A 17,060-nucleotide genomic window follows, 5' to 3' on the forward strand; every position below is an offset into this window, starting at 1 on the left:
TGTTTGCCCCCACCTATCGCAACGGGTGGAAGGGCCATTGCGGCCGCTCGGTTTTACAGAAATTTTATCACCTATCCATTTTTATCAGTTGGCGCCTGCACGCGCGGCTCCTCCCGCCGCGCGTGCAGGCGGCTTTCCGCCCGGCACGAGCCAGGCACTGGGCGCGACCACTGCGCCACGCCTTTACAAGGCGTAATCGCAAGGGATGAACGCCGGCCTTTGACGCGGTGCACTCTTGCCTTAGACTTCGGCCCTTAAACTTCGCCGATTGCGGCAATTGGGAATTTGGAACATGGCTTTTGGCGGCCCTAACGACAGAAACGATCTGCCGCGCCTGGCACGCATCGATCCAAAGCTGTTCGATATCCTGTTCAGCGGCTGCAAGGTCGAGCGCTACGCCGCCGGCCAGCATCTGTTCGTCCAGGAAGATGCCGCCGACCGGATCTACGGGGTGATGAGCGGCACGGTGGAAATCTCGATCTATTCGCCTGGCGGGCAGAAGCTGGTGGCCAATATCGAGCTGTCGCGCAGCCTCGTCGGCGAGATCGGCGCGCTTGACGGGCGGCCACGCACCGCCACCGCCATCTGCCTGACCGCTTGCGAGCTGGTTTCGCTCAGCAGGACACAACTCTTTGATCGCATTGAGAGAAATCCACCGCTGGCACGCGCGATGATCGAACTTCTGTGCGCCCGGCTGCGCTGGGTCAGCGGCGAACTCGGCGACCAGGCCTTCTTCGGCATCGAGGCGAGGCTCGCCAAACGCCTGGTCTTCCTGGCCAAGGTGATGGCCGACAGCGCCGGCTGGATCCCGATCTCGCAATCGGAACTCGGAGAGTTCCTCGGCGCCACGCGCGAGTCCGTCAACAAGACGCTCAACGACTGGCGCAACCGCTCGTTCATTGCCATCAAACGCGGCGGCCTGCGCATCACCGACACCGGGGCACTGCGCCACATCGCCGAGTCGCAGGACGACGACTGACGCCGAATCAGAGCCGCGAAATCAGGTAGCGCAGCGCCGAGCGGCTGGGCATGAAGAAATATCCACCCCCCTTGGTGGTGACGAATTGCGGCATGTCACGGAGCGTCGTGACCTTTTCCCATGACGGAATGGTGAACCTGCCATCGCCGCCGCGCGAACCAATCGTCGGGTCCTTTTCAGCGACGAGGCCCTGGAACGTGGCCGACGAAACCCAGGTCTGCTGAATGAATTCGTACTGGCGCTCTATGTCGGCGTTGAGGCACATGAACAGCAGCCCCTTTTCGACCTTGCCATTCTTGCCGTCCTGCTTCTGATAGGTGCGGCCGACCCGCAGGATACGATGGCGCTTGCCGATATTGATCTGCGTATCGCGGTCCTCACCCAGCGAGTCGCGTGGGTTGGAACGGCGAATGTGGGCACCAAGCGGGCAGCGATGGCCTTGCGGATCCTCGGCGCCAGCGGCGAAGTTGTTGTCGATGACGCGTCCCGGATGATCGGGGTTGCGCACCAGCGAGCTACCGTTCTGCCAGCGGCCGAGCATCTTGGCGGCAATCCAGTCTTGCGTGATGGCTTGGTTGCCGAGTTGGCTCGCGACCAAGGCTGCAGCCTTTTTGCAGTAGTTGTTGAAGACGTCGACGTGCTGCTCGAACTGGCGAATAACCAGGAATGAACCGTTGCGCCCGAAATCGCGCGGCGGTGGCGGCAGGCCCGGAATCAGCCGGCTACGGCGCACCTGCGAAAGGATTCCAGTCCGATCGCGTGATGCGCTTACCGAGGGCGAGGCTGGATAGAACCCATGCTCATCACGATAGCCGAACAGGAACTCGCCGGGCGCGACCAGATGCATGGGCGCGGCGCCCCTGCTGGCGCGGGTCGTGCCCCGGACAATCGGCTGCGAAATCCCGTCCGCGAAACCGAAATGCTCGTAGGCTGGCCCACGTTCCGACCGATCGTCACGCTTTGCCCCGTCGGACGATTTCGTCTTCGTGTCGGTCGGACCCCGGTTTACGGCGAGCGGCAGTTCGGCAACGACCTTCATGCCTGCACCGGTCGTCTTTCGTCTCACGGTGGCAATCTCGGTCTTCAACCGTCCCGGGTCTTCAGCATAGCAGACGATGACCAGGTCCACAGGGTTCTCCAGCGACCCCCACTCCCATTCGTCCGGGCCGTCGCGGCCTCGGTCGTCCAGTATGCGCCCACGCTCGGGGTTGCCCATGCCATGGCGAAAGGCGATCGGAAATGTTTCCAGTGGATCGCCCTCCACACCCTCGTCGAGCCCAAACTGCCGCAGGCCACCGGGACCAAAGGCGACTATCATAGCGCGCCCGGCGGGCCTGCCTTCGCCGAAACTCGTCTGCTCGACAACGAAATCGAGCCAGGCTCTGCGCTTGGGCGCCGGCAACTTGTCCGGCACCCGGATCGCAAGCATATGCGAATAAGCGAGCGGGCCGAGCGGGCCGAAGAAGATGGACTGGATCTCGCCGGTTTCCAGCTGCTGTTCGAGAGGCGCCGGAAAGGCAGAGCTGATATTGGCCAGCAGCGAAGTGGTCTTTTGAACGGTGGTTGTTTCGCTCGCCGGGCGCCGTAGCGAACCGAACAAGCTCAGCCAGTCGCGCGCCTCGTTGCCGACGGCGGAAGCAATGCCGCGCCTGACCCGGGAATTGATCCGGATGCGCTCTGTGTTGATTTGGGGATAGGCGGAGTACCAGAACAGGGTCGGCACCTGCTGGCGCCGCGCCCAGCGCTTGAAACGATCGCCGTCGCGCGCGCCGTCCAGGAACAGCCATCGTGTGCGTGGATAGCCCACGGTGTTGCTCCACACGCCGGTCAGGCCAGCGGACGCCTTGGCGATGAAGTCCTCAAGATAGCTTTCCCAGCTGCCGCCGTAGTTGGAGAAGAACATCAATCGGTTGGAGCCGGGCAGCAGTATCCAGCGGGCGAAATGGATGGTGTTGATGGTGTTGAGGAAGCCTGGCTTGAATACCTTCTGGGCAGCTATCGAGATCAGGTAGAAAGAAAACCTGAGCGCCAGCCGCCGCAGAATGCCGGCCTTCATCGTCGAAATCGCAGTCAGATGGTTTTGTGCCGCGTGGCCCTCCTTGACGAGTATCGCGTTCAATTCAGATATGCCGATCGATGTGCTTTCCGGCCGATCCCTGTCCTCGCGGCGTCGCAGCGCCAGCAAGCACGAAAACGCCAGCAGCGCCGCTGCCACCAACACTCCAAGTCCCGACAACAGAAGTGAGGTGATTGCTACCGCTATGGCGGTGAAGGAGATTTCCTGGGAACTGATGTCGATAGATCTGCCGAACACCACACTGTAGGTCATGTACCAGCAAGCAGCCCAGATGATCGCCACCGTGACGAAGACCGGTGGTACCAGCAACGTCGTCATCAGGGCACGGCCCCAATGACCCGGCGGCTTTTCGAGCAGGCTTTCGGCCGGCTCGAACGCCCAGGCAAACGTCCCTAATGACTGGACACGCTGGCGAACTTCAGCGAGCACGGCAGGAGCGTTGCCGGCCCCTTTGCGTGGCCGCTCGACGATGTCGCGCACGGCTTCGAAAAGCTGCTGCTCGGCCTTGATACGCTGGACCGAGTGCCCCGGCGTGCCCGAAAACACCAGTCCGGCATTGCTGCCGAAGGACGGCGATATGTCGACATTGTGCTTGCGCAGGAAATCGTTCAATGCGCCGCCATCGCGCAGATCGCAGACATCCTTGAAGATCGGCCGCAGCCGGTGCCCGATGGCGTGCGTGACCGCATCGATGACATCGTCGATGCTGCCGTCACCGGAAATCTCGAGAACCAGAGCTCCTTTTTCCTGACCGGAATCAGCGCCGATCTCGCCGGTGCCGACCACGGTCAGGCTGGTGAAGTGGACGGTGCCGGCAATGTCGAGCGCGGTGCGGATCTCTTCGACGGCCGGGTTGCCGAGGCTGGCAACCTTGTCGCGGACAGCATCCAGCGACGCGGACCGGGTGACCGGGCAGACCACCGTCACCATAGACTGCGTTACGGTGCGGCAGAGTTCTGCCCGTTCGAAATCGACCTTGAGGGTTTCGGGATAGGCGCCGATGCGGGTCATGCGCCCGGCCTTGCCGGGCATGCGGCGCACGCCCTGCTTCTGGAACAGGGCGCGCAGGCTTTCGCCGATCTGGATCCTGGCGATCTCGGCGCCGATGCACTGATGAATGCCGTGGCCGAACACCATGTAGTCGCGATGCGGGCGCGATGTGTCGAACTGGTCCGGGTTCTGCACGGCGTCGGCATCGAACATCGCCGACAGCGTCGCCGGCATCACCACCGTGCCGGCCTTCACCAGGCGCTCGCGGCGCGTACCCTTGCCGATGATCGCGTCGCAGGCCGTGTAGCGCCAGGGGCCGACCCAGATCGGCTTGAAGCGCATGGCTTCAAGGACGGCCCTGTCGAGCTTGGCGGTATCGTTTTCGGCCAATGCGGCATCGATAGCCTGCCTTGCGTCGGGCCGCGACAGGATCACGTCGAGGCAATTGCCGGCGGCCAGCACATTGGTCGGGACGAAGCCGGCGATCATGCCCAGCATGATCGAATTGAGGTCGTCCCGCGACAGGCGGCCCTGATCCATCTGGACAACCAGCCTCGCCAGCGGTTGCTCGGCCTTCAAGCCCCGGTCCCTAGCCGACTGGATGGAGCGATCGATGACTTTGAGAAGACGGTCGCCCGCCACCACTGCGAGTTCGCGCATGACGGGGCTCGCCGTCGGGTCCGAAAAGAACAGCGCACTCAGCGCGATCGCCCAGTCGGCGAATTCGGATTCATCGTCGATCTCGACGCCGAAATAATCTCGACAGATATGCACCGGGACGATCTTCATCAACCTGGAGATCGCATCGAAGCCGGGGCTGGCGCGCGTCATGATCTCTTGCGAATGACGCGCCGCGATCGGCCTGACGGCGGCTTCGACCTCGGCCGGCGGGAATGCACTCAGCACCGACGATTTCATGCGCCGGTAGTCGGCGCCGTCCTGCATGCCGAGGATGAAGTTGGATCCCCGGGCAAGCTCGGTCATTTCCGGGCCGTATGGGGTCTGGAATTCGTCGCCGCGCTCCAATATGTCGCGGACATCGGCGTTCTTGGTGACCACGAGAACACCGAAGAGCTTGCCGGTCGGCCGGAAACGCCGCAACAAGGAAAGCGCCCAGCGGGGGTCTTCGGCCAGAGACCCGACGATGCGCGCAATCAGCCCTGTCTTCCGGATCCGGCCGAGATCGAAGGGCGGCATTTCCGACAGCGGGCGCTGGTTTTTCTGGGCCGCGCGAATAGCGTCGAAATACTTCAGTTTGGTCATGCGCGTTCAAGCCCCCCGGCTATCCACGTTATTGCGATGCCGGCCGTTCAAGGCCTAGGTTTGCATCGGTTGCACGTATGTGAATCTTTTCACAGTTGGTCCATGTTCCAGCCAGCACTGACGCCATGTTCATTTGGCCAGTTGGAAATTGGCGACGAGGAACTCGTTCGCGGCCTTGTCGGTGAACGGTATCCAGCGCACACGCTGTTCTGAAAAATCGGGATGCCGGGTTGTGAAAATGGTCATCTCGCGCCGCGCCTGTTCCGGCCGGCCGCTTCGCATCAGCGCGCCGATCTTCAGGAACCTGGAATAGAAATAGCCGGGAGACAGGTTGAGCGAGCGGTCAGCGGCAGCGATCGCCGCCGGCCAGTTCTCGACCAAACAATAGGCCGCCGTCAGTTCCCCCAGATTGTGGAAGCGGTAGAGGTCGAACGGGCTCAATCGCTCGGTATCGAGAAAGAACGGTATCGCGGTCGCGGCATTGCCGAGCAGCAGCTGGGCGCTGCCCATGGCCGAGCGCGCGAAGGCAAAGCTCGGATTGATGTGGATCGCTTCCTCGAGATGGTCGACGGCCGACCGCGGTTCGCCGCGCATGATGTCGACGGCGCCGAGATGGGCGTGCGGGCGCGCATCCAGGCTGTCCACCAGCAACGCCTTGCGGGCAAACTGCTCGACCTTGTTCAAATCGTCGCTGTCGCCGAAACGCAGCCATGCCCGCCAGAAATACCACCACGCCAGTTCGTTGAGCACGGCGCTCGAGTTGGCGTCCTCGCGGTAGGCCTTCTGGAAGAACTCGAGTGCGGTTTCGGTGTCGCCGCGGGTGCGCCGGTTCATGTGCCAGCGGCCCCGTCGCACCAGTTGCCAGGTCTCCAGGCTTTCCCAGGGAACCTGGAAGGTGCGTGCCTGTTCCGCCCGGTCGACCTCCTTGTCGAGGATCGAAACGATCTCAGCGCCGATCTGGTCGCGCAGGTTGAAGATGTCGACCAGATCGCGATCGAAGCGCTGCGACCACACCAGCCGCCCGTTGGACGCGTCGGCCAGCGAGGTGTTGAGGCGGATCTGGCCACCATTGCGCATCAGCGTGCCGCTGACGATGTAGCGCGCGCCGAGCGCGTTGCCGATCACCCGCGTGCCCAGCGTGTCGTCGCGGAACTGGAAGCTGGAGCCCTTGGCGATGACCGAGAGCCATCTGGTGTTGGAAAGACCATAGATGATGTCCTCGGCGATGCCGTCGGCCATGTAGCCGATGTCATGCTCGCCGCCATCGGCGTGGAAGGGCAGGACGGCGATCGCCGGCGGCCCCTTGGACGACAGCTTCTGCTGCGCATTGGCCTGGGGAATGGCGGCGAACGACGCCGCCGGCGAGGATCCGTTGCCACTGCGGCCGGCGATCAGAACGCGCACCGGCAAGGCGATGTTCTTCAGCATGAATTCGCCGAGATCGGTGAATTCGGCCGCCGTCTTGTCCTTCACATGGTGCCAGGTCGTCTCCGAAACGGCGAGACCGTCGCCCGGCGCGAATTCCTGGATTCTCGCGGCGATGTTGACGTCGTCGCCGTAGAGGCGTCCACCACGCACGATGACGTCGCCGGTGTTGATGCCGGCCCGAAACGGCATGCGCATGTCGTCGGCAACCTCGGCGTTGAGGGCGACGATGCGGCCCTGGAAATCAAAGGCCGCGCGCAACGCCTCGATCGGATTGCCGAACTCGGCCATGATGCTGTCGCCGGCGTCGCCGAACGTGCGGCCGCCAAATGTGCCACAGCTGTCGGCGATGATGTCGCGCCGTTCCTCGAATGCCGCGACAGCAGACTCGTCGTCGATGCCCATCAGCCGGGAGAACCCGACGGCATCGATAGAAATGATTGTCGCCAGCTGACGGGTGTAGTTCCGTACAGCCATGTTCGAGCCCCCGCTCCCTTTCTGGTTCTGGTCCAGCACAGGCGACGACCCGTTCCTGAAACACTTCGCCGCGCGCTGAGAGATGAAGATTCCGGCGGGGTTGGCGCGCCATGCCACCCCGCCAGGACCAGAAGTCTAGCAGGGTCTTGGGCAAAGCTCTACCACCATCGGGTTGTCCAGCGCGGGCCGTGGCAGCACTCATGGTTGGCCGGCGGTTGGCGCAAATATTGGCGTGCCGTCGCTCTGAGCGCGGCGATCCAGGGCTTCACGGAAGCTGCGCGATGTCAGCTCTCGGAACAAACTGTGCTGCCTGCGAGTTTCCGGTGCGGTTCATGCCAACGTGAAATGAGGGTAATCATGCGAAATCTTGTTCTGGCGACCGGTGTCGTCGTTCTTCTAGCCGGCTCGACGGCCTTTGCCGCGGATGACAGCCCACTGCCGCCGACGAATGCCCAGAAACTGTCGGCAATCATCGCCAAGGTCGAGCAGCGCGACGGCTTTCGCTATGTGAAGGAGGTCGACTGGGACAAGGAAGGGTACACCGTCACCTATTACACCGCCGACAAGGCGAAAGTCGAAATCACCTTCGATCCCGTGACCGCCGAACCGAAATAGCGCCGATACCGACACCGCTTCGGCAATTCCGTCCGCTGCGTTTTTTGCCTAGAATGGTGGCAGTTGTCGGACAACGGGGCGACCATGCTTTCTTCCAATCGAATTGCCAACTCGTTTGCGCTTGTCGTCGCACTTGCTGGCGGGGCGGTCTGCCTTGGTCCAGCGCGTGCCGACGGGCCGTCCTTCGACTGCCGCAAAGCCAGCCTGCCGGTGGAAAAGGCGATCTGTGCCGACCCGCAACTGTCGGCAATTGATGCCTTGGTCGCCAAGGCATTTACGGGTTTCGAGCCAGCCTTTGGCCGCGACAAGCGCAAGATCGCCCGTGCGCTCATCACTGACAGGAACGCCTGCGGGCAGGATGCCGCCTGCATCGTCAGCGCCCAGAACAATGCGCTGCAGACCTACGGCAATGCGCCGTCCTGGGTGCAGGATTACAACATCGCCCTGATCGGCAAGAAGGCGCTCGACACCGCGGCCCGCCATCCGGGCAGCCCCGACCAGCCCCTGCCCTCGTCGATCGGCCAATGCGCCTTGACCCACATCACCGCGCTGACGACGCGGCTCGGCGACGACCCGCTGGAAACCGCCGGCCCTGAAGCCGGCAGCCTGGCGCGGTTCAGCAATGGCGGCGCCGGGGTTTCCTACGAGCGGGAGCCTGGCCTTGCCAGTTCGAAAGCCGGCGATCCTGTCGTCATGTGCCTGATATCGATCCCGAGGGATTGTCCGCAGGGCGACGAGCGCGGGCGGGTCTATTACGGCGTCGACCTCACGATAAAAGGCACATGGGTTTTGCCGGATTCACAACATCTATGCGGCGGCGCCTGAAGATTTGCCGCAAAGCACTGCTGGATGCACTCTTGCGCCGATCCGCCTTTGATGGCTGAGTGCGCGTAACAGTTGCAGGGCACGGGGGGTGCATGGCCATGGTTAAGCATGTTTTGAAGCGCATCCTGATGATGCTTGCCGGCTATTTCGTTTCGGTGCTGATCGGATTGTTCGCGGTGGTGGCGATATATTGCGCACTCGCCGTATTGCCCAACGCGCCGGACTATTTCGGCGCCATGCAATTTTCGCCCATTGTCGTGCTGCTGTGGCCGCCGCTCGGCATGGTCGTCTATTTCCTGACGATCGTGCTGACCGGCCTGCAGACGCTGATCTTCGCGCTGCTCGCCGAATTCTTTGCCCTGCGCAATTTCCTGGTGCACATGCTGTTTGGCGCCGCTGCCGCTGCAGCCGGCTTCTTCCTGGTCTGGCCGGCCGCGGAAGAGGATGCCGGACGCTGGGCCGATATCGGCATCATCGCCGCCGCCGGCCTCGTAGCCGGCCTGGTCTATTGGCTGATCGCGGGCCGCGACGCCGGCTTCCGGCGTCCGCTCATCCAGCGCTGATCGCAGGAAACGGGCGACCGTCTATCGGCCAAAAATCTAATAAAACCAGAGAGACAAAGTGAGTTCCTCGTTTCGTTGAACGAGGAACTCCGCTGGTTCAGCTCGTCGGCGAACGCACCGCTTCGGTCGCGTCCAGCGCCTGCATCAGCCGCGTGTCGCGGTCGTAGACGTCGTTGAAATATTCGACTTTGCCGGACAGGTCCGGCCAGGCAGTGAAGTAGGAGACATAGACTGGAATCGTGCGTGTCACGTCTTCGCTGGCATGGCCGTGCTTGAGCTTTTCGGCGATGTCGTCGACCGAGACGCCGAGCACCGCCGCCGCCATCCCACGTGGATCCTGAAGGCGAATACAGCCATGGCTGAGCGCCCGCATATCGCGCTGGAAGAAGGATTTTTGCGGCGTGTCGTGCATGTAGATGGCGTGCTTGTTGGGGAACAGGATCTTCAGTTCGCCCAGCGCATTGGCTTCGCTCGGCTGCTGGCGCACGCTGTAGGGAATGTTGGCGCCGTAGGCGCCCCAATTGACCGAGGAAGAGGGAACCCGCCTGCCGCGCGAATCGGTCACCTCGTAGCCGGCACGGTCGAGATAGCCCGGATCGCTACGCAGCCTTGGCAGCATCTCGTTGACGATGATCGACTGCGGCACGCCCCAATAGGGATGGAAATCGACCTGCTTGATCTCCTTGAAGAAGAAGGCGGTCTGGTTGGTGGTCCGGCCTATGACGACGCGGGTCTTCAGCTTCTCCTCGCCATTGTCGATATAGCTGGCGGTGAAGGCGGGCTGGTTGATGAAGACCCGCGGGCTACCAAGATCGGACGGCAGCCAGCGCAACTCTTCCAGCGCAACCTGCACCTTCTGCAGCCTGTCTGCCTTGGATGCGCCGGCGAGCGAGGCGACGGTGCGCGGGCCGATGACCCCATCGCCCTTCATGCCGGCCTTCACCTGCACGGCCTTGATGATCGGAACCAGTTCGGGAACATAGACATCGCTGGTGCCGAGACGAGACAGGATCTCGCCATAGGCGCCGCCCATCTCGTCGTCGAGATTGCGCGCGATCAGCGTCAGCAGCTTCGGCAGTTCGGCGCTGGTCTCGCCGGGCTTCAGCAACAGCTTGGGATCGACGACTATTTCGTTTTCGGCGCTCGCCTGCAGCGATTCAAGTTCGACGCGCAGCGCCTGATATTCCGCGTTCTGCGGGTGCCGCGATTCGAGGTAGGTGCGCACTTCCTGGGTGTGGGCCAGCGTCTTGAGCGCGCCTTCCATGTCGACCGGCTTCGGCGGAAATTCATAGTAGCCGGTGATGCGATTGGGATCGACGCGCCCGCTCTGGGCGTCACGGGCATAGCGCAGTACGCGCGCCGACAGCGCCATCTCGAAGCGCACGAGTTCCTTCAGATGGGCGTCGGCATCGACTGCCGATGCGTTGGCTGCCGGCACCTCGAGCGTGTAGTCGGCCGACGTGAGACCATAGCTTGCGGCTTCGCCGAGCACCCGCACCGCATCCTGGGCGCGGGCATTGGGATTGCCCTCGTTCACCCAGATGAAATCAGGATTGGCAGAGTAATAGGCAATCAGTGCCTTGGCGATATCGGGCTCGGCATAGAGTTCATAGTCACTAAGGCCTGCAACGGCTTCGCGGAAGGCAGTGCTGGTCGCCGACGGCACAAAGGCGGCGTCTTCAGCTGTTGCCACCTGGGGAGGTGCTGCCACCAACGCGGCAAAGTCGACGCGCACCAGCCGGTCGGCCTTGTAGGTGTAGTAGGACGGGCTGCTGATCCTGGTGCCGCCGCCGCCCGATACGGCGGGCTTCGGCTTGCGCTTTGGCGGCGGCGGGAATTCGCCTTGCGGCCTGTGCTTGACGCCACCGCCGAACAGCATGTCGAACAGGCCCTGCGCGCTTGCCTGCGGCACACCGAAGGCCAGTGCTGCCGCCACTGCAAGCGGCATCACGGTGGCTTTATTTCCGAGGAATTTCATTAATCACCCGCTCCGGCTGCAAGCCGGCTCCCGTTCCGCGCCGCTCGACGATCTTGCCAACCGCATGGCGGATGTAAGGCGCTACTATACCGATTCATACCGATTTCGTTAAGCTTCCATAAATTTCCGCAGGCCTGTTGCAGAACGGTTTCACAACATCGTGACGTCTGGAGCGGCGTTGCCGCTCCAGACCGGTCAAAGCGGCTGCTGCTTCAGGCGTTGGCGCCACCGTCGATGGTGAGCGCGGCGCCGGTGACGAAGTGCCCTTCTGGACCGGCGAGCCAGGCAACCATGCCGGCGATCTCGTCAGCCTTGCCGAAGCGGGGCGTCGCCATCTTCCGCCGCTGGTGTTCGGCATGCGGGCCTTCGGCCGGGTTCATGTCGGTGTCGGTCGAACCGGGATGAACGACGTTGGCGGTGATGCCGCGCGGACCGAGGTCTCGCGCCAGCGCCTTGGTCAGGCCGACCAGCGCAGCCTTGCTGGTCGAATAGGCGCTGAGGCTGGTGTCGGTGACGCGCTCGGCCAGATTGCTGCCGATCGAAATGATGCGGCCGCCCTCGCCCATGTGAGCCGCTGCCGCCTTCGAGGCCACGAACGGCGCTCTCAGATTGACCTCAATGGTCTCGTCAAAGTCGGCCAGCGACATCTGTTCGATCGGCGCCGCGCGCCAGATGCCGGCGCTGTTGACCAGGATGTCGAGCCGGCCGAAGGCATTCACCGCCTCGGTGACCGAGCCTTCGATGGCGGCGGCGTCGCGATTGTCGGCTTGGATGGCGATCGCGCGACCACCTGCCGCTATAATCTCGGCGACGACAGCTTGGGCCGGCGCCGAGCTGTTGACGTAGGTGATGGCAACGTCGGCGCCATCGGCCGCAAGCCGTTTTGCTATCGCAGCACCTATGCCGCGGCTGCCGCCGGTGACCAGTGCTGCCTTGCCGTTCAATCCGTTCGCTGACATGTCATTTCTCCGTTATGTAACGATCGATACATAAACATCTGGCAACCTTGCCTGGCGACGTCAAGTGAATTATGTATCGATCAACACAGAAAAGATCGTCATGCCGGAAAGAGGCCGTCCCCGCACCTTCGATCGAACCGCCGCCTTGCGGCAGGCGATGGAGCTGTTCTGGGCCAAAGGCTATGAGGGCACCTCGATCGCCGACCTGACCGCGGCGATGGGGATCAGCTCGCCCAGCCTCTATGCCGCCTTCGGCAGCAAGGAGGCGCTGTTTCTGGAAGCGACCGAGTATTACACCCGCAACGAAGGCACCGAGATCTGGAGCGCGCTGGACGAAGCGCCGACGGCATGCCAGGCGATCGAGAATTTCCTGCGCCAGACGGCAAAAGCGTACTCTCAGGACGACCGCCCGCAGGGCTGTCTCATCGCGCTGGGCGCACTGCACCAGGATTCAAGCAGCGGCGCGATCTGCGATGATTTGCGCCGCCGCCGCGCCGAAAACCACACCCTCTTGCTGAGACGGCTGGAACGCGGTGTGGCGGAAGGCGAATTGCCGGCGGGCTTCGACAGCAACGCGGCGGCGACCTTCTATGCGACGGTCCAGCACGGCATGTCGATCCAGGCCCGCGACGGCGCCTCGTGCGAAGCGCTGATGGCCACAGTGGCCGGAGCGATGGCGGCGTGGCAGGGGCTGGTCGGAACAGCGTGACAAAGCGCGGAGCTTGTGCTGGAAATCCAGTCGGCGGCGAAATGCGCCGGGAGGGATCATCCGTGAAAAAAGGGTATCGCGAGTTGCTCGACGAGGCCAATGCCGAGATCGAGGTGGTCTCGCCCGAGGAAGCGGCCGGGCTGCTCGACGACGAGGACACCATCTTCGTCGACCTGCGCGATCCACGCGAGATCGAGCGGGACGGCCAGATCCCCGGCGCCAAACATGTCACTCGCGGCATGCTGGAATTCTGGATCGATCCCGAAAGCCCCTACCACAAGCCGTTCTTCGCCTCGGGCAAGAGCTTTGTCTTCTTTTGCGCGGGCGGCTGGCGCTCGGCGCTGGCCACCAAGACGGCGCAGGATATGGGGCTGTCGCCGGTCAAGCACATCCTTGGCGGCTATACCGCCTGGAAGGCGGCCGGATTGCCCGTCCAGCCGGGCGGCAAGAAGAAGGGCTAGCTCACCGCTCCGGCGTTGTCGGTGTCGCACAATACACCCATTGGAATCAATGCAGTATCGGCTCGCGCTCGTTTTTGACAAAGGTCACAGCGCGTTCGATGACACCTTTGTCGGCGAGAATGCGACGGTGGCCGAGCCCATCGGCCCAGTGCAGCCGCACATGGCTGCCGGCGCCGGCGTAGCGCCTGGCATGGTCGGCCGGAACTTCGCGGTCGTCCGGCGCGTGGATGACCAGAGTCGGCACCGGCGCTTCGGCCAGCTGGCGATCGCCGGTGAATTCGTGCAGCGGCCGGCCCGACAACTTTTTCACCTGATCGGCCATGGAAACCTGCGAACGCGGGCCGACGTTGAGCATGCGGCTGAAGTCGGCTAAGATCGCCGGCAGGGAACTTGGCGCGGCCACCAGCACCAGCCGCTCGGCCGCCACTGGGTGGATACCCTTGATCGAACCGGCAATGGCATTGGCGGCGACGGCGCCACCGAAGGAATGGCCGACGATCGCCTTGAACGGACCGAACCATTCGCCGGCGACCCTGACCGCCTCGACCGCATTGACCATATTGAGATGACGGCCCAGCGACTGGCCATGGCCCGGCAGGTCGAGCGAGGCGACCCGGTAGCTCGCATCGCGAAAGCCTTCGATCAGCGCCCGCATATATTCCGTGCGCGAACGCCAGCCATGGACCACCAGCACCGTGCCGGCGGACGCCCTGCCCGGCTCGGGCCGGAATTCGTGCACCATGACGCAGCCGGCCTTGGTCGTCAGCCGATGATGGCGCGCCTCGGCCATGAAGCCGGCGGCGCGGTCGACCGCACGCCGCTCGCCGTCGCTGAGCGCCTTCACGCTCGGCGTGCGGCAGAACAGTTCGAAGGCGGCGCGCCCGCTCAGGCGGGGCGCCACATGCTCGGCGGCGCGGAACACGCCCCGGATGACCTTCAGTCCAAATGATGCCATAGTGGCGATCCATCCATTCCGTTCAAGCATGAACATAATAGTTCAAACATGAACATTAAACAAGAGCTGCCCTGGGACAACCCGCGCTTTCGCAACTGGGTCGCGGTGGCGCGCGCCTGCCATGTGCTGGAGCGTACGCTGGCGGTAAAGCTGGCGCCGCTGGATCTCAAGCCGGCGCAGCTCGACGTGCTGATGAACCTCTATCGCCATCCCGGCATGTCGCAGCACGATCTCGCCCGCAAACTGCTGGTCGGCCGCTCCAACATCACCATGCTGTTGCCGCAGCTCGAGGCGCGCGGCCTGCTGCGCCGCGAAGGCGATGAGAAGGACAAGCGCGTGCTGCGGCTGACGCTTACCGAGGCCGGCACGGAGCTCCTGATGAAAGCGCTGAAGGTGCATATGGCGCTGATCGAAAAGGCGATGAGCCAGTCGACAGCGGAACAGTGCGACATGATCGGCGAACAGATGCGCAAGATCTATGACGTGCTGAAGGATACCTGAGCCGTTCGATCCACGCGCCTCCCACCTCACCACATCGTCTTCTTCGCCCGCTCCGGCCATTCCTTGTCGTAAGTACCGGCATCGATATTCTTGCGGCTGGTGACTTCCAGGATTGTTCCGGGTGTCGGCAGCGATTCCGGGTCGACGTGCTTTGCCGGGTTCCACAGCTCCGAGCGAACGATGGCGCGGGCACACTGGAAATAGACCGAATCGACATCGACCACGGTGACCGAGCGCGCCGGCTTGCCTTCGACGGCTAAGGAGGCGCAAAGCGCGGCGTCGGTGGTGATGCGGGCGCGGCCGTTGACGCGCAGCGTCGTGCCCGAACCCGGCACAAGAAACAGCAGCCCGACGCGAGGATCGCGGATGATGTTCTTAAGCGAATCGGCGCGGTTGTTGCCGCGTCGGTCCGGCATCATCAGCGTTCTCGGGTCATGCATGCGCACAAAGCCGGCGAGATCGCCGCGCGGCGAACAGTCCAGCCCTTCCGGCCCGCTCGTCGCCAGAGCGACAAAAGGCGAGGCTTCGATGAAGGCGGCATATTCGGGAATGACGTGGTCGAGTTCCTTGACCGTTGACGCTTCGCCGGGCAAGCCGTAGAGCGCTTCAAGTTGTTCAACCGATGTGATCTCAGACATTTCCCGTCTCCGAACCGTTGCCAGCGTTTACCCCCAGTCAATGACGTTTTGCCGACAGTGCCGAACTAGCGGTCGCGGCTCAGTCCCTTCTCCTGGAGCTCGGCGAGATAGGCATTCCAGCGCGCGTCCTTTTCGTGGCCAAGCGTGTGCAGGTAATTCCAGGTGAAGATGCCGGTGTCGTGAAAATCGTCGAAGGTGATGCGCACGGCGTAGTTGCCGACCGGCTCGATCTTCAGGATAGCAACGTTACGCTTGCCGGGAACCGTCACCCGCTGGTCCGGCGAATGGCCCTGCACCTCGGCCGAGGGTGAAGCGACGCGCAGCAGTTCGGCCGGCAGCTCGAACGGCCGATGATCGGGAAAGGTGACGGACAGCAGTTTTCTGTCCTTCGAGACCCTGAGTTCCTTCGGCGCCGTCATTGTTCTGCATCCCGCATCGATCCGCCCTTCCCTACGCTGCTTCGCGCGAGCGGAAAAGGCCATTTGGACCCGGCCGACATCGGATGTCGGCCGGGGAATGTCACCAAAGATCGAGAGCGGCTATCTTGAATGGCGGGTTGGATCGTATCACATAGCCGTATATAACGGCACCACTCGCAGCATTGGAAACGCTTGAACGCATGGACATGATCGATCCCTTCGGTCGCACGATCAGCTACTTGCGCGTGTCGGTCACCGACCGCTGCGATTTCCGCTGCACCTATTGCATGGCCGAGGACATGGCGTTCCTGCCCAAGAAGGACCTGCTGTCGCTCGAGGAACTCGACCGGCTCTGCACCGTCTTCATCGAAAAGGGCGTGCGCAAACTGCGCCTCACCGGCGGCGAGCCGCTGGTGCGCAAGAACATCATGCATCTGGTGCGGCAGCTGTCGCGGCACTTGAAGAGCGGCGCGCTGGAAGAGTTGACGCTGACTACCAATGGCTCGCAGCTGTCGCGCTTTGCCGCCGAGCTTGCCGATTGCGGTGTCGAGCGCATCAATGTCTCGCTCGACACGCTCGATGCCGACAAGTTCCACGCCATCACCCGCTGGGGCCATCTAGACAAGGTCATGCAAGGCATCGATGCCGCGCAGGCGGCGGGGCTGAAGGTGAAGCTCAACGCCGTTGCGCTGAAGGACTTCAACGACGTCGAGCTGCCGGAGATGATGCGCTGGGCGCATGGCCGCGGCATGGACTTGACCGTCATCGAGACCATGCCGATGGGCGAGATCGACGCCGACCGGACCGACCAGTATCTGCCGCTATCGCTGCTGCGCGCTTCGCTCGAGCGCCAGTTCACGCTGAGCGACATCCCCTACAAGACCGGCGGTCCGGCCCGCTACGTCCATGTCGCAGAGACCGGCGGCAGGCTGGGCTTCATCACGCCGATGACGCATAATTTCTGCGAAAGCTGCAACCGCGTGCGGCTGACCTGCACCGGCACGCTCTATATGTGCCTGGGCCAGGAGGATGCCGCCGACCTGCGCGCCCCGCTGCGTGCGTCCGAAGGCAACGAACTGGTCGCTGCTGCCATCGACGAAGCGATCGGCCGCAAGCCGAAAGGCCATGATTTCATCATCGACCGCCGCACCAGCCGCCCGTCGGTGTCGAGACATATGAGCGTCACCGGCGGCTGATTTTCTCCGCGATTGGTGCAGAATGCTTCC

15 protein-coding genes are annotated in these 17,060 nt (G+C 63.1%); 8 read left to right on the forward strand and 7 right to left on the reverse strand.

The genetic code is table 11. The annotated features are described in order from the left end of the window. Window positions 1–292 precede the first annotated feature (292 nt). Window positions 293–979, forward strand: a complete 687-nt coding sequence (locus tag X751_RS147400; RefSeq protein ID WP_023668987.1) for a Crp/Fnr family transcriptional regulator — start codon at window positions 293–295, stop codon at window positions 977–979. Window positions 980–986: 7 nt separating this feature from the next. Here X751_RS147400 and X751_RS147395 read toward each other — a convergent pair whose 3' ends face one another. Beyond that, window positions 987–5,309 (reverse strand): cytochrome P450, encoded by a 4,323-nt coding sequence (locus X751_RS147395; RefSeq protein ID WP_023745071.1) that lies wholly within the window; start codon window positions 5,307–5,309, stop codon window positions 987–989. A gap of 129 nt (window positions 5,310–5,438) precedes the next feature. After that, window positions 5,439–7,211, reverse strand: coding sequence for an adenylate/guanylate cyclase domain-containing protein (locus X751_RS147390; protein WP_023690753.1), 1,773 nt, complete (start codon window positions 7,209–7,211; stop codon window positions 5,439–5,441). A 357-nt stretch (window positions 7,212–7,568) separates the two neighbouring features. On the opposite strand from X751_RS147390, the gene X751_RS147385 reads away from it, so the two are divergent. From X751_RS147385 to X751_RS147375, 3 genes are all read left to right on the forward strand, one after another. Further along, on the forward strand, window positions 7,569–7,826 hold the full coding sequence (locus X751_RS147385) for a PepSY domain-containing protein (protein ID WP_023690752.1): 258 nt from the start codon (window positions 7,569–7,571) through the stop codon (window positions 7,824–7,826). Between the two features lie 84 nt (window positions 7,827–7,910). Next, window positions 7,911–8,651 carry a lysozyme inhibitor LprI family protein gene (locus X751_RS147380; RefSeq protein ID WP_050589935.1) on the forward strand — a complete coding sequence of 247 codons (741 nt, stop codon included), beginning with the start codon at window positions 7,911–7,913 and terminating at the stop codon, window positions 8,649–8,651. 92 nt (window positions 8,652–8,743) lie between these two features. After that, complete coding sequence (locus X751_RS147375; protein WP_023668992.1) at window positions 8,744–9,214, forward strand: hypothetical protein; 471 nt, start codon at window positions 8,744–8,746, stop codon at window positions 9,212–9,214. 97 nt (window positions 9,215–9,311) lie between these two features. On the opposite strand, the gene X751_RS147370 is transcribed toward X751_RS147375, so the two are convergent. After that, entirely contained in the window at window positions 9,312–11,192 is a 1,881-nt protein-coding gene (locus X751_RS147370; RefSeq protein WP_023745073.1) for a murein L,D-transpeptidase, read from the reverse strand. A gap of 212 nt (window positions 11,193–11,404) precedes the next feature. Then, window positions 11,405–12,151 carry a 3-oxoacyl-ACP reductase family protein gene (locus X751_RS147365; RefSeq protein ID WP_023745074.1) on the reverse strand — a complete coding sequence of 249 codons (747 nt, stop codon included), beginning with the start codon at window positions 12,149–12,151 and terminating at the stop codon, window positions 11,405–11,407. 100 nt (window positions 12,152–12,251) lie between these two features. Here X751_RS147365 and X751_RS147360 point away from each other — a divergent pair, with 100 nt between their 5' ends. Together X751_RS147360 and X751_RS147355 are read left to right on the forward strand one after the other, a co-directional pair. After that, window positions 12,252–12,860, forward strand: coding sequence for a TetR/AcrR family transcriptional regulator (locus X751_RS147360; protein ID WP_023710494.1), 609 nt, complete (start codon window positions 12,252–12,254; stop codon window positions 12,858–12,860). Between the two features lie 62 nt (window positions 12,861–12,922). Then, window positions 12,923–13,321, forward strand: a complete 399-nt coding sequence (locus X751_RS147355; protein ID WP_023734706.1) for a rhodanese-like domain-containing protein — start codon at window positions 12,923–12,925, stop codon at window positions 13,319–13,321. A gap of 46 nt (window positions 13,322–13,367) precedes the next feature. Here the strand turns inward: X751_RS147355 and X751_RS147350 are convergent, their stop codons facing one another. Beyond that, complete coding sequence (locus X751_RS147350) at window positions 13,368–14,276, reverse strand: alpha/beta fold hydrolase (protein ID WP_023745075.1); 909 nt, start codon at window positions 14,274–14,276, stop codon at window positions 13,368–13,370. A 48-nt stretch (window positions 14,277–14,324) separates the two neighbouring features. Here X751_RS147350 and X751_RS147345 point away from each other — a divergent pair, with 48 nt between their 5' ends. Beyond that, window positions 14,325–14,777, forward strand: coding sequence for a MarR family transcriptional regulator (locus tag X751_RS147345; protein ID WP_023682500.1), 453 nt, complete (start codon window positions 14,325–14,327; stop codon window positions 14,775–14,777). 26 nt (window positions 14,778–14,803) lie between these two features. Here X751_RS147345 and X751_RS147340 read toward each other — a convergent pair whose 3' ends face one another. After that, window positions 14,804–15,415 (reverse strand): pyridoxamine 5'-phosphate oxidase family protein, encoded by a 612-nt coding sequence (locus X751_RS147340; RefSeq protein WP_023745076.1) that lies wholly within the window; start codon window positions 15,413–15,415, stop codon window positions 14,804–14,806. 65 nt (window positions 15,416–15,480) lie between these two features. Continuing rightward, window positions 15,481–15,834 carry a DUF971 domain-containing protein gene (locus X751_RS147335; protein WP_023668999.1) on the reverse strand — a complete coding sequence of 118 codons (354 nt, stop codon included), beginning with the start codon at window positions 15,832–15,834 and terminating at the stop codon, window positions 15,481–15,483. A gap of 200 nt (window positions 15,835–16,034) precedes the next feature. Here X751_RS147335 and moaA point away from each other — a divergent pair, with 200 nt between their 5' ends. After that, window positions 16,035–17,030: a GTP 3',8-cyclase MoaA gene (gene moaA, locus X751_RS147330; protein WP_031205709.1), complete on the forward strand. Its 996-nt coding sequence runs from the start codon at window positions 16,035–16,037 to the stop codon at window positions 17,028–17,030. Window positions 17,031–17,060 lie beyond the last annotated feature (30 nt).

It is taken from the genome of Mesorhizobium sp. LNJC394B00 (assembly GCF_000502555.1).
Classification (GTDB): domain Bacteria; phylum Pseudomonadota; class Alphaproteobacteria; order Rhizobiales; family Rhizobiaceae; genus Mesorhizobium.

Bases quoted from the DNA above. Each gene is read 5' to 3' on its own strand.
- X751_RS147375 (WP_023668992.1), top strand. From the start codon at position 8,744: ATGGCCATGGTTAAGCATGTTTTGAAGCGCATCCTGATGATGCTTGCC.
- X751_RS147360 (WP_023710494.1), top strand. From the start codon at position 12,252: ATGCCGGAAAGAGGCCGTCCCCGCACCTTCGATCGAACCGCCGCCTTG.
- X751_RS147345 (WP_023682500.1), top strand. From the start codon at position 14,325: ATGAACATTAAACAAGAGCTGCCCTGGGACAACCCGCGCTTTCGCAAC.
- X751_RS147370 (WP_023745073.1), bottom strand. From the start codon at position 11,192: ATGAAATTCCTCGGAAATAAAGCCACCGTGATGCCGCTTGCAGTGGCG.
- X751_RS147390 (WP_023690753.1), bottom strand. From the start codon at position 7,211: ATGGCTGTACGGAACTACACCCGTCAGCTGGCGACAATCATTTCTATC.
- X751_RS147350 (WP_023745075.1), bottom strand. From the start codon at position 14,276: ATGGCATCATTTGGACTGAAGGTCATCCGGGGCGTGTTCCGCGCCGCC.
- X751_RS147365 (WP_023745074.1), bottom strand. From the start codon at position 12,151: ATGTCAGCGAACGGATTGAACGGCAAGGCAGCACTGGTCACCGGCGGC.
- moaA (WP_031205709.1), top strand. From the start codon at position 16,035: ATGGACATGATCGATCCCTTCGGTCGCACGATCAGCTACTTGCGCGTG.
- X751_RS147335 (WP_023668999.1), bottom strand. From the start codon at position 15,834: ATGACGGCGCCGAAGGAACTCAGGGTCTCGAAGGACAGAAAACTGCTG.
- X751_RS147395 (WP_023745071.1), bottom strand. From the start codon at position 5,309: ATGACCAAACTGAAGTATTTCGACGCTATTCGCGCGGCCCAGAAAAAC.
- X751_RS147400 (WP_023668987.1), top strand. From the start codon at position 293: ATGGCTTTTGGCGGCCCTAACGACAGAAACGATCTGCCGCGCCTGGCA.
- X751_RS147340 (WP_023745076.1), bottom strand. From the start codon at position 15,415: ATGTCTGAGATCACATCGGTTGAACAACTTGAAGCGCTCTACGGCTTG.
- X751_RS147385 (WP_023690752.1), top strand. From the start codon at position 7,569: ATGCGAAATCTTGTTCTGGCGACCGGTGTCGTCGTTCTTCTAGCCGGC.
- X751_RS147380 (WP_050589935.1), top strand. From the start codon at position 7,911: ATGCTTTCTTCCAATCGAATTGCCAACTCGTTTGCGCTTGTCGTCGCA.